General features: G+C 55.3%; 27 protein-coding genes. 11 read left to right on the top strand and 16 right to left on the bottom strand.

Annotation, left to right across the window (positions count from 1 at the left end; genetic code table 11):
• Window positions 1-30: 30 nt before the first annotated feature.
• Genes PhaeoP97_RS17065 through hslO form a run of 3 tightly spaced genes read right to left on the bottom strand, consistent with a single transcriptional unit; the run spans window position 31 to window position 2,772 of the window.
• Window positions 31-1,185: a CCA tRNA nucleotidyltransferase gene (locus PhaeoP97_RS17065; RefSeq protein ID WP_072506110.1), complete on the bottom strand. Its 1,155-nt coding sequence runs from the start codon at window positions 1,183-1,185 to the stop codon at window positions 31-33.
• Window positions 1,182-1,778 (bottom strand): CoA pyrophosphatase, encoded by a 597-nt coding sequence (locus PhaeoP97_RS17060; protein WP_072506109.1) that lies wholly within the window; start codon window positions 1,776-1,778, stop codon window positions 1,182-1,184. Before PhaeoP97_RS17060 ends, PhaeoP97_RS17065 begins: the two co-directional genes overlap by 4 nt.
• Window positions 1,771-2,772 (bottom strand): Hsp33 family molecular chaperone HslO, encoded by a 1,002-nt coding sequence (gene hslO / locus PhaeoP97_RS17055; protein WP_072506108.1) that lies wholly within the window; start codon window positions 2,770-2,772, stop codon window positions 1,771-1,773. Before hslO ends, PhaeoP97_RS17060 begins: the two co-directional genes overlap by 8 nt.
• 78 nt (window positions 2,773-2,850) lie before the next feature.
• Between hslO and PhaeoP97_RS17050 the strand changes: the two genes are divergently transcribed.
• On the top strand, window positions 2,851-3,303 hold the full coding sequence (locus tag PhaeoP97_RS17050; RefSeq protein WP_072506107.1) for an NUDIX hydrolase: 453 nt from the start codon (window positions 2,851-2,853) through the stop codon (window positions 3,301-3,303).
• Window positions 3,304-3,339: 36 nt separating this feature from the next.
• Here PhaeoP97_RS17050 and PhaeoP97_RS17045 read toward each other — a convergent pair whose 3' ends face one another.
• Window positions 3,340-4,611: a PP2C family protein-serine/threonine phosphatase gene (locus tag PhaeoP97_RS17045; RefSeq protein WP_072506106.1), complete on the bottom strand. Its 1,272-nt coding sequence runs from the start codon at window positions 4,609-4,611 to the stop codon at window positions 3,340-3,342.
• A 177-nt stretch (window positions 4,612-4,788) separates the two neighbouring features.
• Between PhaeoP97_RS17045 and PhaeoP97_RS17040 the strand changes: the two genes are divergently transcribed.
• Window positions 4,789-5,112, top strand: coding sequence for an Hpt domain-containing protein (locus tag PhaeoP97_RS17040; RefSeq protein ID WP_072506104.1), 324 nt, complete (start codon window positions 4,789-4,791; stop codon window positions 5,110-5,112).
• Between the two features lie 12 nt (window positions 5,113-5,124).
• On the opposite strand, the gene ilvA is transcribed toward PhaeoP97_RS17040, so the two are convergent.
• The gene (ilvA, locus tag PhaeoP97_RS17035) at window positions 5,125-6,351 is read right to left on the bottom strand and encodes a threonine ammonia-lyase IlvA (RefSeq protein ID WP_072506102.1); all 1,227 of its coding nucleotides are present in this window, start codon (window positions 6,349-6,351) and stop codon (window positions 5,125-5,127) included.
• A 72-nt stretch (window positions 6,352-6,423) separates the two neighbouring features.
• Window positions 6,424-7,173 (bottom strand): hypothetical protein, encoded by a 750-nt coding sequence (locus PhaeoP97_RS17030; RefSeq protein ID WP_072506100.1) that lies wholly within the window; start codon window positions 7,171-7,173, stop codon window positions 6,424-6,426.
• A gap of 134 nt (window positions 7,174-7,307) precedes the next feature.
• On the opposite strand from PhaeoP97_RS17030, the gene PhaeoP97_RS17025 reads away from it, so the two are divergent.
• The 3 genes from PhaeoP97_RS17025 (at window position 7,308) to PhaeoP97_RS17015 (ending at window position 9,365) form a co-directional block, all read left to right on the top strand.
• Window positions 7,308-8,534, top strand: a complete 1,227-nt coding sequence (locus PhaeoP97_RS17025) for an argininosuccinate synthase (RefSeq protein ID WP_072506098.1) — start codon at window positions 7,308-7,310, stop codon at window positions 8,532-8,534.
• Entirely contained in the window at window positions 8,531-8,989 is a 459-nt protein-coding gene (locus PhaeoP97_RS17020; protein ID WP_072506097.1) for a DUF1810 domain-containing protein, read from the top strand. The genes PhaeoP97_RS17025 and PhaeoP97_RS17020 overlap by 4 nt, the downstream gene beginning before the upstream one ends.
• 91 nt (window positions 8,990-9,080) lie before the next feature.
• The gene (locus tag PhaeoP97_RS17015; protein WP_072506096.1) at window positions 9,081-9,365 is read left to right on the top strand and encodes an SCP2 sterol-binding domain-containing protein; all 285 of its coding nucleotides are present in this window, start codon (window positions 9,081-9,083) and stop codon (window positions 9,363-9,365) included.
• Window positions 9,366-9,453: 88 nt separating this feature from the next.
• Here the strand turns inward: PhaeoP97_RS17015 and PhaeoP97_RS17010 are convergent, their stop codons facing one another.
• Together PhaeoP97_RS17010 and PhaeoP97_RS17005 are read right to left on the bottom strand one after the other, a co-directional pair.
• Window positions 9,454-10,167 (bottom strand): sulfotransferase-like domain-containing protein, encoded by a 714-nt coding sequence (locus PhaeoP97_RS17010; protein ID WP_072506095.1) that lies wholly within the window; start codon window positions 10,165-10,167, stop codon window positions 9,454-9,456.
• Window positions 10,167-11,075: a D-amino acid aminotransferase gene (locus PhaeoP97_RS17005; RefSeq protein WP_072506094.1), complete on the bottom strand. Its 909-nt coding sequence runs from the start codon at window positions 11,073-11,075 to the stop codon at window positions 10,167-10,169. The genes PhaeoP97_RS17010 and PhaeoP97_RS17005 overlap by 1 nt, the downstream gene beginning before the upstream one ends.
• Window positions 11,076-11,219: 144 nt before the next feature.
• On the opposite strand from PhaeoP97_RS17005, the gene msrA reads away from it, so the two are divergent.
• Window positions 11,220-11,885, top strand: a complete 666-nt coding sequence (msrA, locus tag PhaeoP97_RS17000; protein WP_083570438.1) for a peptide-methionine (S)-S-oxide reductase MsrA — start codon at window positions 11,220-11,222, stop codon at window positions 11,883-11,885.
• Between the two features lie 78 nt (window positions 11,886-11,963).
• Here msrA and PhaeoP97_RS16995 read toward each other — a convergent pair whose 3' ends face one another.
• The gene (locus PhaeoP97_RS16995) at window positions 11,964-12,836 is read right to left on the bottom strand and encodes a ribokinase (RefSeq protein WP_072506093.1); all 873 of its coding nucleotides are present in this window, start codon (window positions 12,834-12,836) and stop codon (window positions 11,964-11,966) included.
• Between the two features lie 4 nt (window positions 12,837-12,840).
• Window positions 12,841-15,096 (bottom strand): NADP-dependent malic enzyme, encoded by a 2,256-nt coding sequence (locus tag PhaeoP97_RS16990; RefSeq protein WP_072506092.1) that lies wholly within the window; start codon window positions 15,094-15,096, stop codon window positions 12,841-12,843.
• 162 nt (window positions 15,097-15,258) lie between these two features.
• Here PhaeoP97_RS16990 and mutS point away from each other — a divergent pair, with 162 nt between their 5' ends.
• Entirely contained in the window at window positions 15,259-17,874 is a 2,616-nt protein-coding gene (mutS, locus tag PhaeoP97_RS16985; protein ID WP_192849720.1) for a DNA mismatch repair protein MutS, read from the top strand.
• 99 nt (window positions 17,875-17,973) lie between these two features.
• On the opposite strand, the gene PhaeoP97_RS16980 is transcribed toward mutS, so the two are convergent.
• Together PhaeoP97_RS16980 and hrcA are read right to left on the bottom strand one after the other, a co-directional pair.
• Window positions 17,974-18,537, bottom strand: coding sequence for a nucleotide exchange factor GrpE (locus PhaeoP97_RS16980; RefSeq protein WP_072506089.1), 564 nt, complete (start codon window positions 18,535-18,537; stop codon window positions 17,974-17,976).
• A 9-nt stretch (window positions 18,538-18,546) separates the two neighbouring features.
• Window positions 18,547-19,611 (bottom strand): heat-inducible transcriptional repressor HrcA, encoded by a 1,065-nt coding sequence (gene hrcA / locus PhaeoP97_RS16975; protein WP_072506088.1) that lies wholly within the window; start codon window positions 19,609-19,611, stop codon window positions 18,547-18,549.
• Between the two features lie 154 nt (window positions 19,612-19,765).
• On the opposite strand from hrcA, the gene rph reads away from it, so the two are divergent.
• Genes rph through PhaeoP97_RS16955 form a run of 4 tightly spaced genes read left to right on the top strand, consistent with a single transcriptional unit; the run spans window position 19,766 to window position 22,595 of the window.
• Window positions 19,766-20,479 (top strand): ribonuclease PH, encoded by a 714-nt coding sequence (rph, locus tag PhaeoP97_RS16970; protein WP_072506086.1) that lies wholly within the window; start codon window positions 19,766-19,768, stop codon window positions 20,477-20,479.
• Complete coding sequence (gene rdgB, locus PhaeoP97_RS16965) at window positions 20,476-21,090, top strand: RdgB/HAM1 family non-canonical purine NTP pyrophosphatase (RefSeq protein WP_072506085.1); 615 nt, start codon at window positions 20,476-20,478, stop codon at window positions 21,088-21,090. The genes rph and rdgB overlap by 4 nt, the downstream gene beginning before the upstream one ends.
• Window positions 21,083-22,237 carry a radical SAM family heme chaperone HemW gene (gene hemW, locus PhaeoP97_RS16960; RefSeq protein ID WP_072506084.1) on the top strand — a complete coding sequence of 385 codons (1,155 nt, stop codon included), beginning with the start codon at window positions 21,083-21,085 and terminating at the stop codon, window positions 22,235-22,237. Before rdgB ends, hemW begins: the two co-directional genes overlap by 8 nt.
• A 4-nt stretch (window positions 22,238-22,241) precedes the next feature.
• On the top strand, window positions 22,242-22,595 hold the full coding sequence (locus tag PhaeoP97_RS16955) for a YbaN family protein (RefSeq protein ID WP_072506083.1): 354 nt from the start codon (window positions 22,242-22,244) through the stop codon (window positions 22,593-22,595).
• Here the strand turns inward: PhaeoP97_RS16955 and PhaeoP97_RS16950 are convergent.
• The 4 genes from PhaeoP97_RS16950 to mnmG are packed head-to-tail and all read right to left on the bottom strand — an operon-like array spanning window position 22,585 to window position 26,791.
• Window positions 22,585-23,478: a ParB/RepB/Spo0J family partition protein gene (locus PhaeoP97_RS16950; protein WP_072506082.1), complete on the bottom strand. Its 894-nt coding sequence runs from the start codon at window positions 23,476-23,478 to the stop codon at window positions 22,585-22,587. The two genes, PhaeoP97_RS16955 and PhaeoP97_RS16950, sit on opposite strands and share 11 nt — an antisense overlap.
• 20 nt (window positions 23,479-23,498) lie before the next feature.
• Complete coding sequence (locus PhaeoP97_RS16945) at window positions 23,499-24,308, bottom strand: ParA family protein (RefSeq protein WP_072506081.1); 810 nt, start codon at window positions 24,306-24,308, stop codon at window positions 23,499-23,501.
• The gene (rsmG, locus tag PhaeoP97_RS16940; protein ID WP_072506080.1) at window positions 24,301-24,915 is read right to left on the bottom strand and encodes a 16S rRNA (guanine(527)-N(7))-methyltransferase RsmG; all 615 of its coding nucleotides are present in this window, start codon (window positions 24,913-24,915) and stop codon (window positions 24,301-24,303) included. Before rsmG ends, PhaeoP97_RS16945 begins: the two co-directional genes overlap by 8 nt.
• Before the next feature lies 1 nt (window position 24,916).
• Window positions 24,917-26,791: a tRNA uridine-5-carboxymethylaminomethyl(34) synthesis enzyme MnmG gene (gene mnmG, locus PhaeoP97_RS16935; protein ID WP_072506546.1), complete on the bottom strand. Its 1,875-nt coding sequence runs from the start codon at window positions 26,789-26,791 to the stop codon at window positions 24,917-24,919.
• Window positions 26,792-26,803: the final 12 nt, after the last annotated feature.

Here is a 26,803-nt window from a genome sequence, read left to right as displayed (position 1 = left end):
TTTTTACAGCAAAAGGTTAGAGACGGCTGATCACTGTAAACGCCGCAGCAAAGCGTCACGGTCCAGCGAAAAGCCCGAAGCGATCCATTCCTGCTGCAGTGATTTGAGCGCTGCCCCCAGGGCTGGGCCTTGCAATTCCGGCATCAAATCCTTAGCCGAAATCGGGAATACGGCCGCTGCCCCCAGGCTGATTTCAGCCTCTAACTTAGATGAAACTGGCATCTCCAACAGTGCAGCGCGCAGCAGCGCGACGCTGCGCGCTGTCGTGTCACCATGATGATAGGCCAGTGCCGCAGATCCGTCTGTTCCGCTAGCCGCACCACGGAGCAACTGCACCTCTGCGGCCTGGGCCTTACTCAACCGCAAAGCCTGTCTCGGTGTCTCACCACCCAGCGCTGCGAGGCGTCGAAGAGGGTCAATAGCTGTATCATTCTCAAGATGGGTCAATGGCGCGAGAGCCCGATCATCGCTTCCAGGCAGAATCAGTTGTAGTAACCCTATCTGCCGCATTACCGCGATTGAGGGTGCCGGGTCTGGCGCCGCGAGCAGCTTGAGCAACTCAGCCCCGACCCGTTCACGCGACAACGTGTCTATCCCATCCAGATTCTCGGCGATGGCAGACAATGCGTCCGGATCGAACCCCGCAGCTGGATTGCCATACCAGGCATGAAACCGAAAATAGCGCAGGGAGCGCAGGTAATCCTCGCAGATACGGTTTGCGGCGGTTCCAATAAAACGCACCACTCCCGCCCGCAAATCTGGCAATCCATTTAGCGGATCGACCAGCAAGCCATCCGGACGGGCATATAACGCATTCATTGTGAAATCTCGCCGCGCGGCGTCTTCCGTGATCGTCTCGGCAAAGGCAACAACGGCGCGCCGACCATCAGTGGCCACATCCCGGCGGAACGTCGTGATCTCATAGGGGATGCTGTGATGCACCAGCGTCACGGTGCCATGATCAACACCAGTTGGGATGGCTTTGATTCCGGCAGCCTCTGCCAGCTCAATGATACGCTGAGGCGGTACATTGGTCGACAGATCAAGATCAGACACTGGTGCAGTCAGCAAAGCGTTGCGCACACAGCCGCCAACAAAATATAGGTCTGCCCCACCATTGGTCAGGGTCTCACAGACGAACTGAGTAGCGGGGTCATCCAGCCAAGGTGCAACGATCCGGGTCATGGTTGCATCCGTTCGGCAAGACCGCGCAACATCCGCGCCGTTGCCCCCCAGATGTAGTACGGACCGTAGGGAACCGCAAAATAATGGCGTCTCACACCGCGCCAGCGTCGCGATTGAATCTGATAGTTCGTAGGATCACACAAATACGCCAATGGAACGCTAAAGACTTCTGCCACCTCGCCAGCCTCGGCTTTGATGTCAAACTTCTGATCAATCAGCCCAACCACCGGTGTCACAACGAAACCTGTGACCGTCTCATGCTGCGGCAGATGCCCAAGGATCCGCGGAAAATGGCGTGGTAGTCCTATCTCCTCCCATGCCTCTCGCAGGGCAGCATCGGCAACGCTGGCGTCACCCTCATCTTGTTTTCCGCCAGCAAACGCGATCTGGCCGGGGTGATGTTTCAGCGCAGAGGAACGTTTTGTCAGGATAACACGTGGGTCACCATCGACAGTGCTGATCGCCACGAGGACGCCCGCCGGGCGCAATTTGCGATCGGCGGGCAGGGCAACATCAGGGTTTAGGTCGAAATCAGTTGATCCCGGTCCGTCTACGCCCAGCGCGCCGGTCAAACGTGTTAGAAGGTCAGGCACTATTACCCTTTTCCACATCGGGCGTTTCGGCCTCAAACCCCACCGTGGCCGGATCTAAGTCGTAGTGCGCGCTACAAAACTGACAATCTGCGGTCACCCGACCATCGTCAGTCGTCATCGTGGCGATATCTTTCGCAGAATAAATCGACAGGCTTTGACGCACACGCTCGGCCGAGCAGGTGCACCCAAATTTTACCGGCTGAGCCTCAAAAACCCGTGGTTGTTCCTCGTGAAACAATCGCAAGAGCAGGTCGGTTGGCGTCACTGAGGGTCCAATCAGCTCCATATCCTCAACCGTTGCAAGCAAGTGCATCACGCGGTTCCAGTTTTCGCCCTCTTCTCCGCTCACAAGATCCTCAGGCGTCAGCGCCTCTCCGACACCAGGCCCCTCCGCCACAAACGGCGAAGCCTTGGGCATTTGCTGCAACATGATACCGCCAGCACGCCAATGTTCCGGTGTACCTGGCTCAGATGAGCGGCCAAAGCTGAGCGAGAACCGTGTTGGCAGCTGTTCAGATTGTGCGAAATACGCTTCAGCACAAGCCGCCAAAGATCCGCCTGCAAGCGACGTGATTCCCTGATAGGGCTTCATCCCCTGCCCTTGGTCGATGAGGATTGCAAAATACCCCTCACCCACCTGGTCAAATGGGGCGCCGTCGGTCAGCCGCGCTTCATCATAACTGGCATAGGCACGGATACGAGCCGGGGCGCCTTCTTCCGTTGGAGCATAGTAATCAGTGGCAATCATGCGCACTGCCCCTTTGGATTGCACCTGCAAAGACAGCTTCCACCGCAGCTTCATGGTCTGACCAATCAGCGCTGTCAAAAGGGCCATTTCTGCGACCAATGCTTCGACCACATGGGGGTAGTTGTGTTGTTTCAGGATACCGTCCAATACGCCGTCCAGCCGTGCAACGCGGCCGCGCATGTCCGAAACATCAAGCTGGAAGGGCAGGACTGTATCGTCCCACGCGATTTTGGATACAAGTGTCATGGGGTTTCCTTACGCGCCGTGGATTGGCATATCGGGCCTATATAGGGTTTACATCATCAGAGTGAAGAGGTCAGCGCCATGATCAGACGTTTTGGCGATACGCCGGAAAAATCGCAGAGCTACCGACGGCGGCCCGGTGTCTACGCTGTCTTGCCACGCGACGGCAAGCTGCTTGTTACCTGTCAACACGATCCAGATCCCGATATTCAACTACCAGGCGGAGGTATTGATCCAGGCGAATCCCCGTTGCCTGCCCTGCACCGCGAGGTGATGGAAGAAACCGGCTGGACCATTTCGCAGCCACGCAAGCTGGGCGCATTTCGCCGATTTGCCTACATGCCAGAGTATGATCTTTGGGCAGAGAAGCTGTGCCATATCTATATCGCTCGCCCCGCTCGCCAGATCTGCGCGCCGACCGAACCGTTACACAATGCGTTATGGATACGCCCAGACGTTGCGACAGAGGTTCTGGGGAATGCCGGGGACCGTCATTTCGCTGGATACATCACGCGATGGATGAGACTTCTGTAGCAATCAACCACATAGGCGCAACTACCATAGTTGCGCTCAAGGGCCTTCGTATTCGAACAATGTGGCGGACACATCGTCCTCTAATCCGTATTGCGATGACATTGTCTGCGTCAGGTTCCAGTAGAGATCGTCTAGAAACTCCTGGCCTGTCTGGTCAGAGTTACATTTGGCTATCAGATCGACCAGACCTTCTGCCTCCAGCATCTCGCCACTTTCCAAGCGCGCCTCGGTAAATCCGTCGGAATAAAGCAGTAGCCGATCGCCTTTTTCCATCACCAGCTCTTCCTGCGAATAGGTAATGTCAGGCACCAAACCAACAGGGACTCCGCCCTTGCCGATGAATTCGGTACTGCCATCCTTGCGGATAAGCAATGGATGCGGGTGACCGGCCTGAACCATCTTAAGCACACCACTACGCAGATCGACAATACAATAGGCCATCGTGAAATACTCTTCGATACCGGTATCCGCGATGAGCCGTGCATTGAGCAGACTTGCCACTTCCTCAGGCTGGCGCAGCGCATAAAAGCGGTTGAACCGCTTTTCCATGCCAACGTTCTGATCGAAGTATGTCGAGGACAGGTACCCACCCAGCCGCGCCGTCATCATCGCCGAGGTGATGCCATGCCCGGAAACATCGACGGAGTAAAATCCCACCCGATTTACTCCCGGTGAGAACATGCCGACGAGATCACCGCCAATATGACCGCAGGGCTTTAGCAGCAGGCTGACGGTTGATGATCCGAAATCTCGAGACAGCTCGGGTACAAGCGATTCCTGAATTTTTCGCGCCTGTATCAGATCCTTATCGATCGCATCATAAACCCGCTGAAGCTCATCCAGCGTGTCAGATACGATACGATTTTTCTCAGAGAGTTCCCGCTGCATCCGCAAAATACGTTCACCTGCAGAGATTCGGGCGCGCAGCTCGTCCGAGCTGACAGGTTTGGTCAGAAAGTCATCGGCGCCAGCATCAAGACCCTGCGCCACCTCGTTCTTTTCGCTCTTGGACGTTAGCAGGATAAAATAGCTATAATTGTCCTGTGATTTTTGCCGAAACGCCCGACAAAATTCCAGACCATTCATCCCCGGCATCATCCAATCGCTTAGGATGAGATCTGGCGGATCAGTTTCGCAAATCTCCATCGCTGCCTCGCCGCTCTCGGCTTCGACAACCTCGAATCCCCATTTTTTCAGCGATGCGACCAAGATTCGCCGTTGCAGACGGCTGTCATCGACCACCAGAACACGGCGGATCGAATTGGTCGCAACCTCTTGGTTTATTTCGATCGAACTGTCTGGCAACACCGAGTGAACCCCACAAAAAACGGCGCAAGATACCTTAAACGCAAGTCACTATCGCGCCCTTCGCTTAACAGGAGGTGAAGTTTGCGAATTATCAGCCTAGCCTCGCGTTAATCGGTGATTTACGAGTTTATAAGTAAAGCAATCGTAAAATGCGATATCAAAACAAGGTTTGCAAAGATGATTGATTGGTCACGCGCGAAAGAGTTGCACGAGGAAGTCGGCGCTGAGGACTTCTCTGAAGTTGTTGAAATTTTCCTGGAGGAGGTCGAAGGCGTCATCGAAAAGCTGCGATTCCCCGATCTGGCAACTTTGGAACAGGACCTCCACTTCCTGAAGGGCAGCGCACTAAATCTGGGGTTTCGCCAGTTTTCCCGCCTCTGCCAAGAGGGCGAGCGCCGCTCCGCCCAAGGCGAAGCCAAAGACGTCGACACCGTTGCCATCATTGCCAGCTATGAAAATTCCAAGGAAGAGTTTCTGCGCGATATGAGCAGCCAACTCTGAGCCGACACCGCCTCAGATCACAAACTGTGCCAGGGTTTCGTCGCTGGTGATATCGGTATAGGCAAATCCAGCAGCATCCAGACGGGCGTAGAGATCGGCAAAGTTCTCAGGCTGCTTGGTTTCAATACCAATCAGCACCGAGCCAAAGTTGCGCGCTGATTTCTTCATATATTCGAACCGGGCGATATCATCCTCAGGTCCTAGAATACCCAGAAACTCCTTCAGCGCGCCGGGCCGCTGCGGCAGGCGTAGTAGAAAATACTTCTTCAACCCCATATAGCGCTGCGCGCGCTCCTTCACTTCCGGCAGGCGTTCAAAATCAAAATTGCCGCCAGACGTCAGGCAGACCACGGTTTTGCCGCGAATCCAGGAGCGCACATCGCGCAGAGCCTCAATCGCCAGCGCCCCGGCGGGTTCCAACACCACACCTTCGACGTTCAGCATCTCAAGTATTGTTGTGCAGATGCGATCTTCGGCAATCGACAGCACATCGGGCAAGGGGACCTGTTTCAGGACCTCAAACGGCCGTGCGCCAACACGACCAACGGCCGCGCCGTCAACAAATGTATCGACATGATCCAATGCAACGGGATGCCCTGCAGCCAGCGCCGCCCGCAGACATGCCCCGCCAGCAGGTTCCGCAAACAGGCAATGCACTTGATCCCCGAACCAACGGGCCACACCTGACGACATACCCCCGCCACCAACTGGCAGGATCACATGGTCCGGGGTCGCACCCAGCTGGGCCTCAATCTCGACCGCGATAGAGCTTTGCCCCTCGATCACATCGTCATCGTCAAACGGCGAGAGGAAATGGCCACCTTCATCCGCGCACCACTTCTGCGCCGCAGCCAAAGTGTCATCGAAATAATCGCCAATCAGATGGATCTCGACACTGTCGCCACCAAACATCCGGGTTTTCTGGATCTTCTGCTGCGGTGTGGTCACCGGCATGAAGATCACGCCCCGCTTGCCCAACTCGCGGCACATATAGGCGACGCCCTGCGCGTGATTGCCTGCTGACGCGCAGACAAACAGCGATTGCTCCAGCTGCTTGCGCATCGCATTGAAGGCGCCACGAATCTTGTAAGATCGTACCGGGCTCAGGTCTTCACGTTTCAGATAGATATCGGCGCCAAACCGGTCAGACAGCAGCGCGCTGCGTTGCAACGGTGTGGCAGGAAAAATCGCACGCATGGCCTGTTCGGCGGCCCGGGCCTTGGTCTGGAAATCACTCATAGCACTTGAGTGGCCCAACCCCGCCGGCAAGGCAAGGGGGCAAGGTCAAAGCATACTGAAGAATACCGCCGATCAGATCGGTCGTTTCTCGACGTAGTAGCCGTAAAGGGTGGTGAGAGCGCTGATATTCAAGATCGCAAGCACAACAGAGAAAGCTATCTCAAGAACCATCGCGATAAGCGCAGCATCAGCCACAAGGAACAGGATCAGTTCGGCCACGAGCTGCAGACCAAAAAGACAAACACCGAGGACGAACAATGTACCAAATGCGCCGGTCGTCAGTGCCAATGACTCGCTCACACCAATAGGCTTACCAAGCGCCGCCGCCGGCAGGACCAATGCAAACCTGAACATGAATATCGCAATCAGCGCGCCAGCGGCCAATAACAGGTATAGGCCAACCATTCCGAGACTCAGGATCAAGGCCGGCCCAATAAATGCCAGGACAGAGAAGAACAGCATTCCGATGAAAAACAGCTTGATCAGACCCAAGATATAGTTGCCAACCTCCCCCTTATGCAAAACTGGAAGCCAGCCGCGAGGATGCTCTTCCAGCAGAATGTAGCGATGCCAGACCACGACGGTCCACGCGCCAATTAGTCCAATCACCAGCCATAGTCCAACGATGCGCCAGAGAACTGAAAAGAACATGTCGCTGTCAAACCCTCGCGCCTGAAGTCCAACGTCGCCAAGCAGGCCACCAATGGCCAAATAGGCGATCGCCAACGCTATCAGTGTGGGCACAAGAAAGATCCGCATCAGTTGCGGAACGTTCCGCTGCACCATTCTTACCGAGTGTAGAAATAGCTTCCAGCCAATCATTTATTCGTGCTCCAATACTGCTCAATCGTCGCGCGTGACCATAATGCGCACGCTCAGGTTCCGATCCGGGGAAAACCTTGCCCTTCTGACAAAAACCGGGTAGGCCGCAGGCGTTCTGATCAAGAGGAAATCCAATGTCCGCGCCCAAGAAAGTTGTCCTCGCCTACTCCGGCGGTCTTGATACGTCAATCATACTGAAATGGCTGCAGACCGAATACGGTTGCGAAGTTGTGACTTTCACCGCCGATCTCGGCCAGGGTGAGGAACTGGATCCCGCACGCCAGAAAGCCGAGCTTTTGGGTATCAAGCCGGAAAACATCTTCATCGAAGACGTACGCGAGGAATTCGTGCGGGATTTCGTCTTCCCGATGTTCCGAGCAAATGCGGTCTACGAAGGTCTCTACCTGCTGGGCACCTCCATCGCCCGCCCGCTGATCTCTAAACGCCTTGTTGAGATCGCCGAAGCCACCGGTGCTGATGCGGTCGCCCATGGCGCCACCGGTAAGGGCAACGATCAGGTCCGGTTTGAACTGGCGGCCTATGCGCTGAACCCCGACATCAAGGTGATCGCCCCTTGGCGTGAGTGGGATCTGACGTCGCGGACCCGGTTGCTGGAATTCGCAGAAGCGCACCAGATCCCGGTGGCCAAGGACAAGCGTGGCGAGGCGCCCTTCTCTGTCGATGCCAATCTTCTGCACACCTCTTCTGAGGGCAAGGTACTGGAAGATCCCGCCGTGGCCGCGCCCGACTACGTCTACCAGCGCACCGTCCATCCGGAGGACGCCCCGAACGAGGCCGAATTCATCGAGATCGGTTTTGAAAAAGGCGACGCGATCAGCATCAACGGCGAAGCAATGTCGCCCGCAACCATCCTGACCAAGCTCAATGAATACGGTGGCAAACATGGCATCGGTCGTCTCGACCTTGTCGAGGGGCGTTTTGTCGGCATGAAATCCCGCGGCATCTACGAAACGCCCGGCGGCACCATCCTGCTTGAGGCCCATCGCGGCATTGAATCCATCACCATGGACCGCGGCGCGATGCACCTCAAAGACCAGCTGATGCCGCAATATGCTGAACTGATCTACAACGGTTTCTGGTACTCGCCAGAGCGTGAAATGCTGCAGGCCGCCATCGATCGCAGTCAGGAGCATGTGACCGGCACGGTCCGCGTGAAACTCTACAAAGGCTCCGCAACCACGGTCGGCCGCTGGTCTGATCACTCGCTCTACTCCGAAGCACATGTAACCTTTGAGGATGACGCCGGTGCCTACGATCAGAAAGACGCTGCCGGCTTTATCCAGCTGAACGCGCTACGACTGAAGCTGCTCGCCGCCCGCGAGCGCCGGTTGAAAAAATGAGCGACCGCGTCGATATCACAGAGGATATAGACGACGATCTGACCGAAGAGATGGAGATGTTCGTCGAAGCGCAGGACACCGTCTGGAACGATGTCCGCACCGAACTCTCTGCGGGAAAAAAGGCGAGCCACTGGATGTGGTTCGTCTTTCCGCAACTGGCCGATCTTGGTCAGTCCCATATGGCCCAGCTTTACGGTATCGAGGACCTGACGGAGGCGACAGCCTACCTTGCCCATCCCGTTCTGCGCACACGATTGACCGAAGCCAGCGAATTGCTGCTGAGCCACAACGACCGCAGCGCGCAGGACATTTTGGGCGAAACCGATGCCAAGAAACTGCGCTCCTCCATGACGCTTTTCACCGCTGTGCCCGACGCCCCGCAGGCATTCAACGCAGTGTTGGAGACGTTTTTCGACGGCATCCCCTGCCCTGTCACCCGTGATGCTCTTGGCTGACAGTTGACGCGACCTCCCCCTTGGTCACCCTTGCCCGCTGGCACCCCGATGCCTAACCCTTGGCACAACGAGAGACACCGAGGGGGACATTATGGCACTACAACCGCTGGCAGAAGGCATCCGCGCTGGTCTGACCGGGAAAACCTTTGACGGATCACTGAAATTCGACTGCGGTGATGATGGTGTGATCGTCCTTGCGGATGGCGATGCTTCAATGGAAAATTGCGATACTGACTGCACCATCCGCATCAGCACTGAAAATCTGAAAAAGCTTCTGACCGGGAAATTGAACCCGATGACCGGCGTGATGATGGGTAAGCTGAAAATATCAGGTGATATGGGCGTGGCGATGAAGCTGGGCAAACTGATCAGCTAAGCGAAACGTACTCGATAGGTGTCACCTTTCCGAAAATACTCCGGGGGTGAAGCGCCAGAGGCGCGAGGGGGCAGCGCCCCCTACGCGATCAGATTTTCTGCGCTTTCAACCGGTCATAATAGGGCATAGCGGCGTCCGAAACCGGCTGCAACGTTGCAGGAACTTCAGGCAACGACCCCTCGGGTCCTGCAAATTTGGTCGACTGCCAGACAGACCCGTACCAATGCGCGGCCCAGACTCCATCATCCTTATGTCCTCCCATTGGCCATGACAGCATCTTAGGGGAAAACGGGACACACAGGCTCTCGCAGAGCCGCTCCAATACCGCTGCGGGATCGCTGCGGATATCATCGCTCTCCACCACCACGGGCGACTGACCCCAGCGTGTCACCAGATCAAACAGCTCCGCCTGCTGGCGAAACCCGATATCATCCAGCGTCGGATTTTCGCGTTTCTCGGCGTATGAGGCGATGACCCGTGCCGGATGGCGGATCAGAAACACATTTGTGACCTCCCGCATCCAGGCGCGCGGCACCCCGTCTATCATATGCTGGGTCATGTGTTTTTGATAGAAAAACGGTTTTGCAGCGGGCACTGGCCCCAGCAGAGATGCGGCAACAACTTCAGCATCCCTTGACTGGCTGTCCAGGATTTCAGCCCGCATGGGATGTTCCAGCCCGGTCTTTGCCAAATAGGCGGCATAGAACGGCTCATCCACCACAGCACAATCGCCGCGGTTGCCAAAGGCATACATCATTGCAGTCGACAGGTTGCGTGGCCCTGACCACATGGCAATCCGCATCAGGCACACTCCTGCGCGATCAGATCCTTGTACAGCGCGCGCAGACGCTTGGTCACCGGCCCCATCTCGCCGTCGCCAATCTGCCGTCCGTCAATGTCACCCACCGGTGTCTGTGCCCCAAAGGTGCCGGTCAGAAACGCCTCATCAGCGCCGTAGGTATCCACCAGGGAGTAGTTGCGCTCAAACACCGGAATGTCATTGGCACGGCATAGGTCGATGACCTTCTGCCGGGTGATCCCGTTCATACAATAGTCGCCGGTCGAGGTCCAAACCGCCCCCTTGCGCACGATGAAAAAATTGCAGGCATTGGTCGTATTCACGAACCCATTCACGTCGAGCATCAGCCCCTCATCAGCGCCCGCTTTCTCTGCCGCGATACAGGCCAGAATGCAGTTCAGCTTGGAATGCGAATTCAGCTTCGGATCCTGTGTCATCGGCAGCCCGCGCAGATGTGGCACTGTCGCCAGCCGGATCGGGCGTGGCAGGTTCGGGCGCGAATGCTCCATGATAATGGTGAAAGTTGGTCCCTGCTGCGACAGCGCTGGATGCTGGAACGGGCGGGACTTCACCCCCCGTGTTACCATCAGGCGCGCATGGGCATCGCTGGTCATGTCATTGGCGTTTTGTGTGTCTAAAACAGCTTGTTTGACCTGATTCCGGTCCATCCCGATGTCCAGATCGATAGTCTTCGCAGCCCCAAACAGGCGGTCGAGATGTTCATCAATAAACGCCCAGGTCCCGTTGTACAGCCGCAGCCCCTCCCAGACACCGTCCCCCAGCATGAAACCACTGTCATAGACGCTGACCTTGGCCTCGGCTTTGGGAACAATCTCACCATTCAGATAGATCAGGATCTCTTCGTTACGTTGATCTTCCTGCGCTTGATGCGTGCTCATTTTTTCGGTCATCTGCTCCTCCTGCGAGGCGCACGCTAGAAGGATTGGATCCTATTTCCAAGCGGTAACTTCCCGTCACCAAGCCGTGACAAACCATGTCATGTGATTGAGCCTGAACAACCCACGGGCCAATGTAGCGCAACGATGGAGGCGATGATGCGTTCGACAAACACAGCAAGACCAATTGTCCTGATCCTGTTCATGCTGCTGGCCGTGGCGCTGAAAGGACATCAGGCCCATGCCCAGAGTGTTGAAACTCTGACCGTCGCCGGCGGCTGTTTCTGGTGTGTTGAGAGTGATTTCGAAAGCGTCCCTGGCGTGCTCTCGGCAGTATCCGGCTATACCGGCGGCAGCACCAAATCGCCTACCTACAAACAGGTCACCGCCGGTGGCACCGGTCACTATGAGGCGGTCCAGATCCGATTTGACCCTACCAAGGTCACACGCAGGCAGCTGTTGTCGATGTTCCTGCGCTCGGTCGACCCTACCGATGCAGGTGGCCAGTTCTGTGATCGCGGCGACAGCTACAGGACAGCAATCTTCGTGTCCGGCGCAGATCAGACATCCACCGCCCAGACTGCCAAGGCCGAGGCGCAGTCCGCACTCGGTCAGACTATTGTCACGCCAATTCTACCAACGACAGCCTTCCACCCTGCCGAAGCCTACCATCAGGACTACTATAAGGGTCGCAAACTGGTTCTCACGCGTTTTGGCCCCAAACGTCAGTCGGAAGCCTATAAGCGCTATCGAAAAGCCTGTGGGCGTGACGCCCGCGTGTTGCAGCTTTGGGGGGATGCAGCGCCTTTTGCGAAAGGGCATTAACAACGGACCAGAGGCGATTGAAATGAAGAAGGCGCGGATGATACCGCGCCTTTTCCTATGCAGGCCCTGTTGGCAGGATCAAAAACTTGCGTCCTGAACCTCCTTCAGGTCAGGGATCACATCGGCGGTGCCCTTCCGCGTAACCATCAACGCCGCAGCGCGATTGGCTTGCGCCAGCGCCTGTGCCATTGGCAGCCCGCGATCCAGACCTGACAGCACATAACCGGTAAACGTATCACCAGCCCCTGTGGTATCAACCGGGACAACGGAATGCGCCGCAACGTCATGAGTGGTTCCCGCCGTCGTGTCGTAGTGGCGCGCGCCCTTGGCGCCCAGCGTCACAATCACATCCGCAACGCCCAGCGCCTCAGGCGTTTTGCCTGTCGCATCGCGCAACTGTTCGGCCTCAACCTCATTCAGGAACAGATAGTCGAGGTAGGGCAGGACCGCCTGAACCGCCGCAGCATCAAACGGCGCCGCGACATAGGCAACCTTCAATCCCAGGTCACGTCCCACTCGGGCTGCTTCTGCCTGCATGTTGGTCTCATTCTGCATCACCAGAATATCGCCAGCACTGGCGGCAGACAGCGCGGCGCCAACCTGATCCGCACTGATCTCCCGATTTGCTCCGGGGAACAAGATAATCTGGTTCTCGCCAGTTGGATCCACGGCGATGATGGCGTGGCCGGTCGGCACGTCCAACTGGGCGATGTGACGCGTATCGACACCGTATTCCAACAGACGCGTAACGGCCCATGCCCCCTCTGGCCCGACGGCACCCAGATGACAAACATGGCTGCCAGCACGCGCAGCCGCGACCGACATATTGGCGCCTTTGCCGCCCAGATACTGCTCCAGCCCCGTCGCCGCGAGGGTTTCCCCCGCAGTCGGCATATGGGGCAGTGCGTAAATCATGTCGGCATTGATTGAGCCTAGGTTCCAGATCGCCATGAAATCACCCGATATTGCAGGCAGCCAGAACCGCCATGTTCAGAACGTCATTTGCCGTCGAGGTGGTCGAGCAGATCTGGATCGGCTTATCGACACCTGACAGGATCGGACCAACAACAGTTGCCCCACCCATTTCCTGCATCAGCTTGACCGAAATCGACGCAGAGTGGCGCGCGGGTACGATCAGGATATTGGCCGGACCGGTCAGGCGCTGAAAGGGATAGGCCTCCTGCGCCTTGGCGTTCAGCGCCACATCGACGGTCATTTCGCCTTCGTATTCGAAGTCGACACCACGCTGATCCAGCACTGCAGGTGCTAGATGCATCTTTTCTGCGCGCTCAGATACTGGATACCCAAAGGTCGAAAAGCTGACAAAAGCAACCCGAGGCTCCAGCCCCATATGACGGGCCACGCCTGCGGCATGTTCGGCGATATTAGCGAGGTCATTCTCATCGGGCCACTCATGCACCAGCGTATCGCCTATCAGCACAATGCGCCCCTTGTGCAGAAGCGCCGTGACGCCCGCAGATCCATTGGTGGTGTCTGCATCAAACACGTGGTTGATCTGATCAAGAACATGCGCAGACTTCCGGGTGGCTCCGGTGACCAACCCGTCGCCATGCCCATGGGCCAGCATCAGGGCCGAAAACACATGCCGGTCGCGGCCGACCAGACGGTGGACATCCTTGCGGTCAAAGCCCTTGCGGTTCAGCCGCTCGTAAAGGAAGTCCTTATAGGTCTCAAAATGCTGGGTATTGGCCGCGTTGATAATCTCCAGCTCACGCACAGCATCCCCCAAACCAGCTGTTTCCAGCTTGCTGCGGACGTCTTCGGGGCGACCGACGACCAGCGCCTTACCAAAGCCGGATCGCTGATACATCACTGCGGCACGCAACACCCGAGGATCATCTCCTTCGGCAAAGATCATGCGTGACTGCGCTGCGCGGGCACGGGCGTTCAACCCTCGCAGAATCGACTGCGTCGGGTCCATACGACCGCGCAGCCCAAGTTCATAGGCATCCATGTCGATGATAGGGCGACGTGCAACACCAGTGTCCATCCCCACCTTGGCAACCGCTGGCGGGATACGGTGGATCAGGCGCGGGTCAAATGGGGTTGGAATAATGTAATCGCGACCAAAAGACAGCGATTTCCCATAGGCCAGCGCCACCTCATCCGGCACATCCTCGCGCGCCAATGCGGCCAGCGCGTGGGCACAGGCGATCTTCATCTCATCATTGATCGCACGTGCATGGATGTCGAGCGCCCCGCGGAACAGATAGGGGAAGCCTAGAACGTTGTTGACCTGGTTCGGGTAGTCGGACCGACCAGTGGCCACAATTGCATCCACGCGCACCTCATGCGCCTCTTCCGGGGTGATCTCCGGATCCGGGTTTGCCATGGCAAAGATCACCGGATTGTCCGCCATCGAAGCGACCATCTGCTGGGTCACGGCTCCCTTGACCGATACGCCAAGGAACACATCTGCGTCCTGCATTGCCTCTTCCAGAGTCCGCAGTTCAGTCTTGATAGCATGGGCCGATTTCCACTGGTTCATGCCTTCGGTGCGGCCTTGGTAAATCACACCTTTGGTATCACAGACGATGCAGTTTTCGTGACGTGCACCCATCGCCTTGAGCAATTCGATACAGGCAATACCCGCAGCACCGGCACCGTTGAGGACAATCTTCACATCCTCGATCTTTTTGCCGGAGATATGCAGTGCGTTGATCAGGCCGGCCGCGCAGATCACTGCGGTGCCGTGCTGATCGTCATGGAACACCGGAATGTCCATCTCCTCCTTGAGACGTTGCTCAATAATGAAACACTCAGGCGCCTTGATATCTTCTAGGTTGATACCGCCAAAAGTCGGACCCATCAGCCGCACAGCTTCAATGAACTTGTCCGGATCCTCGGTATCCAGCTCGATATCGATCGAATTCACATCGGCGAACCGTTTGAACAGAACGGATTTGCCCTCCATCACCGGTTTAGATCCCAGTGCCCCAAGGTTACCAAGCCCCAGCACGGCTGTGCCGTTGGAAATTACCGCGACCAGGTTGCCCTTGTTGGTATAATCATAGGCCGTTTCCGGGTTCGCCGCGATCGCCTCGCAGGGCACCGCAACACCCGGAGAATAGGCCAGCGACAGATCTCGCTGCGTGGTCATCGGAACCGTTGCGTTGATCTCCCACTTGCCGGGAGTTGGTTCCAGATGAAAGGCAAGCGCCTCTTCGTTGGTAATCTTCGCTTTGGGCATTGGCTTTGGGTGTCCTCTCACTGTCCCAAGCGTCATAGCCCAGCACGCGCTTCTACTCAACGAAGTTGCGTTTTCACCTTTCGTCGCAGTCGCCTGATTTGTAAGGTCGCGCCAATGAAATCCCCCATTTTATGGAGCCGAACTTTGTCCACAGTTACGCCAATGATGGCTCAATACCTCGACATCAAGGCACAGTACCCGGATGCTCTCTTGTTTTATCGTATGGGCGATTTCTACGAAATGTTCTTTGATGATGCTGTGAATGCAGCCGAGGCGCTGGACATTGCGCTCACCAAACGCGGCAAACATAATGACGCCGACATCCCCATGTGCGGTGTGCCAGTACATGCCGCCGAGGGGTATTTGCTGACACTGATCCGCAAAGGGTTTCGTGTCGCGGTCGGCGAGCAACTTGAAAGCCCGGCAGAGGCCAAGAAACGTGGCTCGAAATCCGTTGTAAAACGCGATGTGGTGCGGCTGGTAACCCCCGGCACCATAACCGAGGATTCCCTACTAGAGGCGCGTCGTCACAATTTTCTCACCGCCTATTGCGAGCTGCGTGATCAGGCGGCGCTGGCATGGGCCGATATCTCGACCGGGGCATTCCATGTGATGCCTGTGGCGCAGGTACGCCTATCGCCGGAACTTGCACGATTAGCCCCTTCCGAACTGATCGTTCCAGAAGGCCCGTCCCTGGAACGTCTGCGACCGGTCGCCGATGATCACCAAATCCCGCTGACACCCTTGGCGAAATCCAGTTTTGACAGCACCGCGGCGGAAAAACGCATCTGCGATCTGTTCAAGGTTTCCACATTGGAAGCCTACGGCACCTTTAGCCGGGCTGAAACCTCAGCGATGGGCGCGGTGATCGACTATCTGGAAATCACACAAAAGGGCAAGCTGCCGCTGCTGCAGTCACCAGTTCAGGAATCCGAAGACCGCGTGGTGCAGATCGATGCCGCCACTCGCCGAAATCTCGAACTCACCAGATCACTGACCGGAGCGCGCACAGGATCGCTGCTCGCCGTGGTTGACCGCACTGTCACGCCGGCCGGCGGGCGGCTGTTGGAGCAACGCCTCTCCAGTCCCTCGCGCAATCTTGACGTTATCCAGGCGCGCCTCGCTGCACTGGAATTCGCAGTTGAACACACCCAACTGGCCGAAGCCCTTCGCGCGGCTCTTCGTAAAACGCCTGATCTGGATCGTGCGCTGTCACGACTGGCGCTGGAACGCGGTGGCCCACGAGATCTGGCCGCAGTGCGCAACACGCTTATCCAGGCAGAGGCGATCTTCGATCTCTGTGCGGGGAATAACCTTCCCGACCACCTCAAGACGGCGCTCTCGTCACTGACAGGCTTTGGCGAGTTGTTGCCCCTGCTGGACGCCGCTTTGATTGCAGAACCACCGCTACTTGCGCGCGACGGCGGCTTTATCGCCGAAAGATACGACGGCGAGCTGGACGAGGCACGTACCCTGCGCGATGAAGGCCGTTCAGTGATTGCCACACTGCAAAAGAAATATGCAGATCACACCGGCATCACCTCACTGAAGATCAAGCACAATAATGTTTTGGGTTACTTTATCGAAACCACAGCAACCCATGCCGAAAAAATGCTCTCCTCACCGCTGTCAGAGAGCTATATTCATCGCCAGACGACCGCAAATCAGGTGCGCTTTACCACGGTGGAGCTCGGCGAGATCGAAACCCGCATCCTGAATGCGGGTAATCTCGCTATGGAGATCGAAAAACGGCTCTATACAAGACTTTCAGACGCTATTCTGGCAGATGCAGCAGAGTTAAGCGCAGCTGCGCGCGGCCTGGCAGAGCTGGATCTTATCACGGCTCTGGCCGATTTGGCACTGGGTGAGAACTGGACACGCCCAACCATTGACAACACCCGTGCATTCGACATTTCTGGTGGGCGTCACCCAGTTGTAGAACAGGCTCTGCGTCAACAGGGAGGCAGCAGTTTTGTGGCCAATGACTGTTCGTTAAGCGCCGACAGAGGCGCTGCGATCTGGCTTTTGACAGGTCCCAACATGGCCGGTAAATCAACATTCCTACGCCAGAATGCTTTGATCGCCCTATTGGCGCAAATGGGTAGCTACGTGCCCGCAGATCGGGCTCATATCGGTCTTATCAGTCAATTGTTCAGCCGCGTGGGGGCCTCGGATGATCTTGCCCGCGGACGCTCCACATTTATGGTGGAAATGGTCGAAACCGCCGCGATCCTGAATCAAGCCGATGACCGGGCGTTGGTGATCTTGGATGAAATTGGCCGTGGCACTGCCACCTATGATGGCCTGTCCATCGCGTGGGCAACACTTGAACACTTGCATGAGGTCAACCAATCCCGCGCTCTATTTGCGACGCACTACCATGAATTAACTCAGCTCGCCGGCAAGCTGACCGGCGTCGACAACGCCACGGTCTCAGTCAAGGAGTGGGAAGGTGACGTTATATTCCTACACGAGGTAAAGAAAGGTGCGGCAGATCGCTCTTACGGCGTACAGGTGGCACAGCTGGCTGGTCTGCCCGGATCAGTTGTTGCGCGCGCGCGCGATGTTCTTGATATGCTGGAGGAAAGCAGTCGCAGCGGCGGCAATAAGATCCAGATCGACGATCTACCTCTTTTTGCGGCCGCACCGCCCGTACAGCCCAAACCAGCGTCAGGTCCATCTCCGGTCGAAGAGTTATTGAATAGCATCCACCCAGATGACCTTTCGCCACGTGAAGCGCTGGATGCGCTTTATCGCCTAAAAGGCGCGGTCGGCTGACAAAAGAAAAGCGGCCCTCAGCGGGGCCGCCTTGTCATCTTTCCACAAACACTTGCACCGCAGGCACGGTCCCAACGGGACCGTTTCAAATGCAGCGGATCAGCTTGCCGGCGTCGAAGACACCCCAACCTGCGCCGGGCGCAGCAGACGGTCGTGCAGCATGAAACCTTCTGCCGAGACCTGAATAATATCGCCTGCTTTGGTGCCCGGTACGGGCGCTTCAAACATCGCCTCATGTACCTGAGGGTCAAAGCGGTCGCCAACCTCGGGGGTGATCACCTTCATTCCGTGTTTTTCAAATACGCCGCGTAGAGCCCGCATGGTCAGTTCCACCCCCTCGATAAGAGCTGCTGAAACTTCGCGCTGCTCCTCAGACGCCGCCTCAATGGCCCGTTTCATGTTGTCGTAAACAGGCAACATATCCCGCGCCAGTTTGGACCCGCCGTATTGCTCTGCTTCGCGGCGCGCCTTGTCGCCACGTTTGCGCGAATTCTCTGCGTCAGCCAAGGCACGCATAAAGCGGTCCTTCAGCTCGTCACGCTCGGCCCGCAGGCTATCCAGCTCTAGCGCCGCGTCATCATATTCTTCGGTCTGAGTGGACAGCTCTTCCGCCTCGGCTTCTGTGATGTCGTCCAAAAAATCGTCGTTCTTGGGCTCTGCCATGTTTCACCTCTAACTCCGGTCGGAAAGCAGCTTTCCAACCAGTTGCGCCGTATAGTCCACAATAGGCACGATCCGGCCGTAATTCAGGCGCGTCGGGCCAATCACACCCACCGCGCCTATGATCTTTCGATCCGCGTTCATATAGGGAGACACCACCAAAGAGGAACCCGAAAGTGAAAAAAGTTTGTTCTCCGAACCAATAAAAATGCGCACACCTTCGCCATCTTCGGTCAGCTGAAGAAACTCTTCGATATCCCGCTTACGTTCCAGGTCATCAAACAGGTTTTTTATCAGGTCCAGCTCTTCGGCAGGACCAGATTCAGACAAAAGATTCGCACGACCGCGGACAATCAGACGCGCCGAATCGCTGTCATCATTCTCCCAAGCGGCAAGCCCGCTTTCAATCATTTCACGCGCCAACACATCAATCTGCTGCTGCCGTGCCTCGATCTCGTCCTGAATGGCACCGCGCATATCGCCCAGTGTCCGACCCTCGATCAGCGCATTCAGAAAATTCGCCGCCTCTCGCATGGAACTGGGTGTTTGTCCGGGTGGCGGTGTGAACAGGCGGTTTTCGACGTGACCATCAGAAAACACCAAGACGACCAAAGCCCGATCATGGCCAAGGGTCACAAATTCGATATGACGGATCTCAGCCTCATGTTTCGGCGTCAAAACAAGAGAGGCGCCCTGGGTTACCCCCGATAGCGCCGATCCAACCCGATCCAGCATACCCGCCATACCCGAGGAGTTTCCGCCCATGGTCTCATCAATCTTCTGACGGTCCTGATTGCTCAGATCGCCAACTTCCAGCAAACCATCGACAAACATCCGCAAGCCAACCTGGGTTGGTACACGTCCGGCGCTAGTATGAGGGCTGTTCAGCAATCCCAGATGCTCCAAATCCTGCATCACGTTCCGCACTGTGGCGGCACTGACTTTCTCATTCAGCGTACGCGTCAGAGTACGGCTGCCCACTGGATCGCCGTTTTCCAGATATGATTCAACCACGGCACGGAACACATCCCGCGACCGTTCGTTCATATCCTTCAAAATGTCAGTGCTGCTGTTCATCGTGCTATATCTGTGGTCACAAATCCGGTTCCGCAAGGCTTGGGCCATATTCCCGCGTTTGTCATTAAAGAGCTCAGCGACAAAAGGTCAATCATGCTTGCATCGCCAACCCTGCGGACGCTATCCCGATTGGTAAGCAAACAAAGGATGACCAATGCGACCCTCTGGACGAGAACTGAACCAAATGCGCGCCGTTTCGATCGAAACGGGCTTTACCAAACATGCCGAGGGATCCTGCCTGATCAAGATGGGTGACACCCATGTCCTGTGTACCGCCACCATTGAGGAACGCGTACCACCGTTTATCAAAGGTTCGGGACTTGGATGGGTCACAGCGGAATACGGCATGTTGCCCCGCGCCACCAACACCCGGATGCGCCGCGAAGCCGCGATGGGTAAACAGGGTGGCCGCACCGTGGAAATCCAACGCCTGATCGGTCGCGCTCTTCGCGCTGGCGTGGACCGCGTCGCCCTGGGTGAGCGTCAGATCAGTATCGATTGTGATGTGTTGCAGGCCGATGGCGGAACGCGCTGCGCATCCATCACCGGGGGCTGGGTTGCGTTGCGCCTGGCAGTGAACAAGCTGATGAAAACCGGTGAGGTCAAAATTGACCCTTTGGTTGATCCGGTCGCCGCCGTTTCTTGTGGTATCTATGCAGGTCAGCCTGTTCTTGACCTGGACTATCCCGAAGACTCCGAAGCCGGCGTGGACGGGAATTTTATCATGACCGGTTCGGGTCAACTGATCGAAGTCCAGATGTCCGCCGAAGGATCAATGTTCAGCCGTGATCAGATGAACACCCTGATGGATCTGGCCACCGAGGGGACTGCTGAACTGGTGGAAATCCAAAAGGCCGCCTGCGTATGACCCGCAAGTTTGATGGAAATCGGTTGCTGGTCGCAACCCACAACAAAGGCAAGCTGGAGGAGATGAAACATCTTCTCCAGCCCTTTGGTGTGACTGTCGTCAGCGCCGACGAGATGGACCTACCGGAACCAGCCGAAACTGAAGACACCTTTGTTGGCAACGCCCGGATCAAGGCACATGCTGCCGCAAAAGCAACCGGCCTACCCGCGTTATCAGATGATTCCGGCATTACCATTGACGCCCTCGACGGCGCGCCCGGAGTTTATACCGCCGATTGGGCCGAAACCGGCAACGGGCGTGACTTCATGATGGCAATGACTCGCGCCCATGACGAACTGGAGGCAATGAATGCGGCGCACCCGCGTCTGGCCCAATTTCGCTGCACCTTAGTTCTGGCGTGGCCCGATGGTCATGACGAGGTATTTGAAGGCGTGATGCCCGGCCAGTTGGTCTGGCCTATTCGTGGGAAAGACGGCTTTGGCTATGATCCCATGTTCCAGCCAGCCGGACATGATCAAACCTGCGGCGAAATGGATCGTTGGGCAAAAAACAAGATCAGCCACCGGGGCCAGGCTGTCGCGAAATTTGTCGAGGTTTGTTTCGGTGGATGATTGGCGCAATGGGGGATTTGGGCTCTACGTGCATTGGCCATTCTGCCAAGCCAAATGCCCCTACTGTGACTTCAACAGCCATGTGACGGCGCAGGTTGATCAGGCTAGGTGGGCCGCCGCCTATCGTGCTGAGATGATACGTGCCGCCCCGGAGCTTAGTGGTCGCGTCTTGAATACAATATTTTTCGGTGGTGGCACGCCTTCGCTCATGCACCCCGATACCGTCGCCTCAGTCATTGAAACCGCACGGGAAATATGGCCATTTTCCAATGACATCGAAATATCTCTTGAAGCAAATCCAACCTCGGTGGAGGCTGGACGGTTTGCCGGCTACCGGGATGCAGGTGTCAATCGCATCTCTATGGGTGTACAGGCTCTGAATGACGAAGATCTACGGAGGCTTGGCCGGATGCACAGCGTATCAGAAGCCCGAGCTGCCTTCGATGTGGCTCGAAACTGCTTTGACAGAGTCAGTTTTGATCTGATCTATGCGCGACAGGGCCAAACCCTCACTGACTGGCAAACAGAGCTAAACGATGCCCTATCAATGGCAATTGATCACCTCTCGCTCTATCAGCTGACAATTGAAGAAGGCACCGCATTTGGCGATCGCTATGCTCGTGGCAAGCTGCGGGATCTTCCCAGTGATGATAACGCCGCAGATATGTATCTGGCCACGCAAGAAATCTGCGAGAAATATGGATTTCCCGCGTATGAGGTGTCGAATCATGCCCGCCCAGGAGCCGAATCCCGGCATAATCAAATCTACTGGCGCTATGGTGACTACCTGGGTATCGGCCCCGGTGCGCACGGGCGGCTAACGATCAATGGTATGCGGTTTGCAACCGAGACTTATCTGCAACCAGGCGCCTGGTTGGCGGCCGCAGAAAGCTCATCGGGAGAACGTCAAAGGAACCCATTAACACAAGATGAGGCTAGTGCTGAACACCTGATGATGGGTATGCGTCTAACTGAGGGTCTGAATATGGACCGATACCGTGAGATATCCGGCCACAATCTCTCACCGGATAGGATTAATAACCTAAGTGAGATGGGTATGATTACCGTATCAAAGAACCGAATTCGGGCGACTGACGCAGGTCGAGCAGTACTCAATGCAGTGCTCCGTGAACTATTGGTGGCATGACGGAATGCGTATCCTATACGCTAGCCTAGGACTACTTTGTGTTGGGCTGGCACTGTTCGGCGTAGTGCTGCCCCTACTCCCCACAGTTCCTTTTTTGCTACTCGCCAGCTTCTTTTTCGCCAACTCTTCAGAGCGCCTTCATGACTGGATCACACGCCACAGAGTCTTCGGCCCAATGATCAACGATTGGCATGAACACGGTGCTATTCGTCCAGCCGCAAAAACGGCGGCAACTGGGTCCGTTGCCGCCGTTTTTTTATTGTCGGTCACATTCTCTGCACCCTCACATGTCCTGATTATTCAGGCTATTGTTCTGAGTGGGGTTATGATCTTTATCTGGACCCGACCTAACGGCTAAGTCGCCCGCATAGGTCATCCAACTCATCCAGCGAACCATAGCCAATGGTTACAACCCCGGCTTCACCGCCCGCCTTATGATCAATAGACACCTTCATACGCAGCGCTGCTGACAGATCCGCTTCCAGAGCACGAGTATCTGCATCCTTTTCCCCGGCCTTCTTCGCCGACCGAGCGGTTGCAATCTGCAAACCAGCGGCATCTTTCTTGACCAGAGCCTCAGTCGCGCGAACTGATAGACCACCTTTGACAATCTTTTTTGCCAAATCAGACGCGTTGTCAGAAGTGATCAGCGCCCTTGCATGACCTGCCGAGAGCCTTCTCTCATGTACCAGAGATTGTACATCTTCTGGAAGATGTAGTAGGCGCACCAAGTTCGCAATATGACTACGGCTTTTTCCAAGCGCCTCTGCCATTCTTTCTTGAGTATGGCCGAACTTATCCATCAACTGTTTGTAGCTCTGCGCCTCTTCCATCGCGTTCAGATCAGAACGCTGGATGTTTTCGATGATAGCAACTTCCATCATCTCTACATCTGAATAGTTACGGATTAGTACCGGAACTTCGTGGAGCTGTGCAGCCTGGGCTGCACGCCAGCGACGTTCCCCCGCAACAATCTCATACTGACCACTATCCCGGGGCCGCACGATCAAGGGTTGCAGAACCCCCTTCTCGCGAATCGACGCCGTCAGGTCATCCAGATCTTCCTGTAAGAACTGACGACGCGGCTGATCCGGGTTCGCGATTACCATTTCGATTGGCACCATCACTTCGGTGCTTCTGACGGCCTGCTTTTCTGTACTAACAGGTTCCGGGTTCACATCGGCCATTAGAGCTGACAAGCCTCTCCCCAATCCTCTGGGTTTGTTTCTTTTTTCTGACATTACTGCGCCTCCAGATGATGTTAGGCTGCGAGTTTCTGGTGTCTCGCAATCAGTTCTTTCGCAAGGGCACGATATGCGTTTGCCCCGAGCGAGTTCGTGTCATAATTCAACACCGGCAGTGCAAAAGACGGTGCTTCGCTGACTCGCACATTTCGAGGTATCTTAGTTTCAAACACCAGCTCCCCCAAGTGAGTCCGCGCATCCTGTTCCACTTGCTGCGAAAGATTATTCCGGCGGTCGAACATCGTCAAAACAATCCCCTCGATCCTCAATTCAGCATTCGCTGTTTGTCGGACCTCACGGATGCTCAACATCAACTGGGACACCCCCTCAAGTGCAAAAAACTCACTTTGAAGTGGAACTAGTACCGAATGGGCCGCAACCATCGCATTTACCGTCAAAAGATTCAGTGATGGCGGGCAGTCGATCAAGATATAGTCCCAGTCATATTCATCCATTGCGGGCTGTCGAAGAGCATCATGCAACAAAAAGCTGCGCTTCTCATTCGCAAACAATTCAATATCCGCTGAACTTAAGTCTACAGTTGCGGGGATAATGCAAAGATCATCGATATCGGTTTCTCGAATAACCTCTTTCAAAGGTGTATCATCAACAAGAAGATCGTAGGTCGTCAAATTTCGATCTGTCGCCTCGATGCCCAGGCCAGTCGACGCGTTACCTTGAGGGTCAAGGTCTACAACCAAGACTCGGTAACCAATTTCGACCAAAGCCGCTGCTAAGTTGATTGCGGTTGTGGTTTTACCTACTCCGCCCTTTTGGTTCGCTACTGCCATGATACGAGGCCCAGCAGGCCGAGACAAATCAGACACGCGCCACTCCCTTGATCTTTAGAATAACAGCTTCGGGTTCAGTCCAACTCTTAGTGGATTCCAGATCGAAACGCCATTGGCTCCTAGCGTTATCCACTTCTTTTTTCCACTGAATCCCCTTTGGGAACAATGCAACTCCGTCTATTGCGAGATGTCTTTCGGCATATTCAAGCAAGCCATTTAGGTCGGCCAAGGCACGCGCGGAAAGTACACTGGCGTTCATAGGTTTGACTGTTTCTATACGCTCCGAAATGACCTCTGCTGTGATGGAGCATTCACGAATCGCGTTTCGAAGAAAGGCACACTTTCTCTTATCACTTTCAACAAGAGTAACCCTGCAATCTGGCGAACACTCAGCTGCAACGATTGCTGCAACCACGCCTGGAAATCCGCCACCACTACCGATATCCAGCCAGATATCAGGGTGCTCGATAAATTGGCACACCTGTACTGAGTCAATGATATGTCGTTCCCAAACGTCACCTAACGTATTTTTGGATACTAAATTGATCTTAGGTGACCATTTTTGGACTAGGCTTTCATAGTGCTTTAACCGATCATATGTTTCACGTGAAACAACCGTGTTCCCAATTTCCACGTCAGTCATATTAGGCAGATTCTTCATTTGCTCTTAATCCCAACTTCTTCACCCTTGCCAGTATCAGGGCGAGAGCAGCGGGAGTCATACTATCAACTCTACCCGCTTGAGCCAGAGTTTCAGGTCGCGCCAACTCAAGTTTCCCGCGAAGTTCATTAGACAACCCTTCAAACGAATAAGAAAAATCACTTGGTATACGATAACCTTCGTCACGCTTCATCGCCTCAATCTCTCGCTTCTGGCGGAGGATATAATTCGCATAAAGAGCGTCACGTTCGATTTGACGACGGATTGGTTCCTCGTAACCCTCTAGCTCCGGGATCAAAGGTAATATGTCTTCAAATCCGACATCAGGAAAAGCCAACACATCAATTGCCGTACGCCTATTACCATCTTGGTTCACAGAAATTCCTGCCTCATTTATCTCTTTGGGCGTAAACCTCCGTCTATTCATAGTTGTGCGAGCGTCGTTTAACCTATTCATTTTCTTATCAAAGACAATAAGTCGTCTAGCGCCAACACACCCAAGCTCAGCGCCAAGGGGGGTCAATCTCTGATCAGCATTATCAGCGCGGAGAGAAAGGCGGAACTCTGCCCTAGATGTAAACATTCGGTACGGCTCAGATACCCCATTGGTAGTAAGGTCATCAATCATCACTCCGATGTAGCTGTTCGATCGGCTAAACGTCACTATATCTTGATCTGTCGCGTATCGCGCGGCATTAAGCCCTGCAACCAACCCTTGGGCAGCTGCCTCTTCATAGCCTGTTGTGCCATTAATTTGTCCCGCGAGATATAGACCACTGTGGCTTTTCAGCGATAGATCCAATCCGAGAGCCCGAGGATCAACATAGTCATATTCGATGGCGTATCCAGGTTGCAGTATTACGGCATCCTTCAGCCCAACGATGGATCGAACATAGGATTCTTGAATGTTGATAGGCAAGCTCGTCGATATACCATTAGGGTACACCGTATAATCATCAGCGCCTTCAGGTTCTAAAAAGACCTGATGACTGCTCTTATCTGAGAAACGTACGACTTTGTCTTCGATTGATGGGCAGTAACGCGGCCCGACGCCTTCAATATGACCGCCATACATTGCCGACCGTTCAAGGTTATCGCGGATAATATCATGCGTGCGTTCATTTGTGTGAGTGATACCACAGCTTACTTGTGGCGCAGATACAGCTGTACTCATAAAGCTAAAGAGAGTTGGGTCTTCATCTCCAGGCTGCGAATCGAGCTGTTGCCAATCAATTGTCCGACCGTCCAGTCGCGGCGGCGTTCCAGTCTTAAGCCTGCCTAGCGGAAGCTCAAAGCTATCCAACCTTTCAGCAAGTCGGATTGATGGTTTATCCCCCATACGACCACCAGGCTTAGAAACATCTCCTATATGGATAACACCACGCAAAAATGTACCAGATGTAAGAATGACAGCCTTACTGGAGATTTCACTGTCGTCTGCAAGTCGGACGCCTCGAATACAAGTTCCATCAAGTATAAAATCAACCACTTCACCGGAGATTATATCGAGATTTTCCTGATTTTCTATCTCTCTTAGCATCTCACGTTGGTAAATTTTCCGATCAGATTGCGCGCGTGGCCCCTGAACCGCAGGGCCTTTCCGGCGATTTAGCAGTCGAAACTGAATGCCTGCTTTGTCGGCAACACGGCCCATCACACCATCTAACGCGTCAATTTCGCGCACAAGATGCCCTTTCCCCAAGCCGCCGATTGCTGGGTTACAGGACATCACACCTATACCGCTTTTACTGAGCGTTATGAGCGCAGTTTTCACACCCATACGTGCGGCAACATGCGCCGCTTCCGTACCGGCATGGCCGCCACCAACAACTATGACTTCGTAGTGCGGATGTTTCACGTGAAACACTCC

Origin of the sequence: Phaeobacter porticola (assembly GCF_001888185.1) — a bacterium.
GTDB classification, from domain to species: domain Bacteria; phylum Pseudomonadota; class Alphaproteobacteria; order Rhodobacterales; family Rhodobacteraceae; genus Phaeobacter; species Phaeobacter porticola.
Note: the sequence above shows the minus strand (reverse complement) of the source record. Positions and strands in the feature narration are given on the sequence as shown.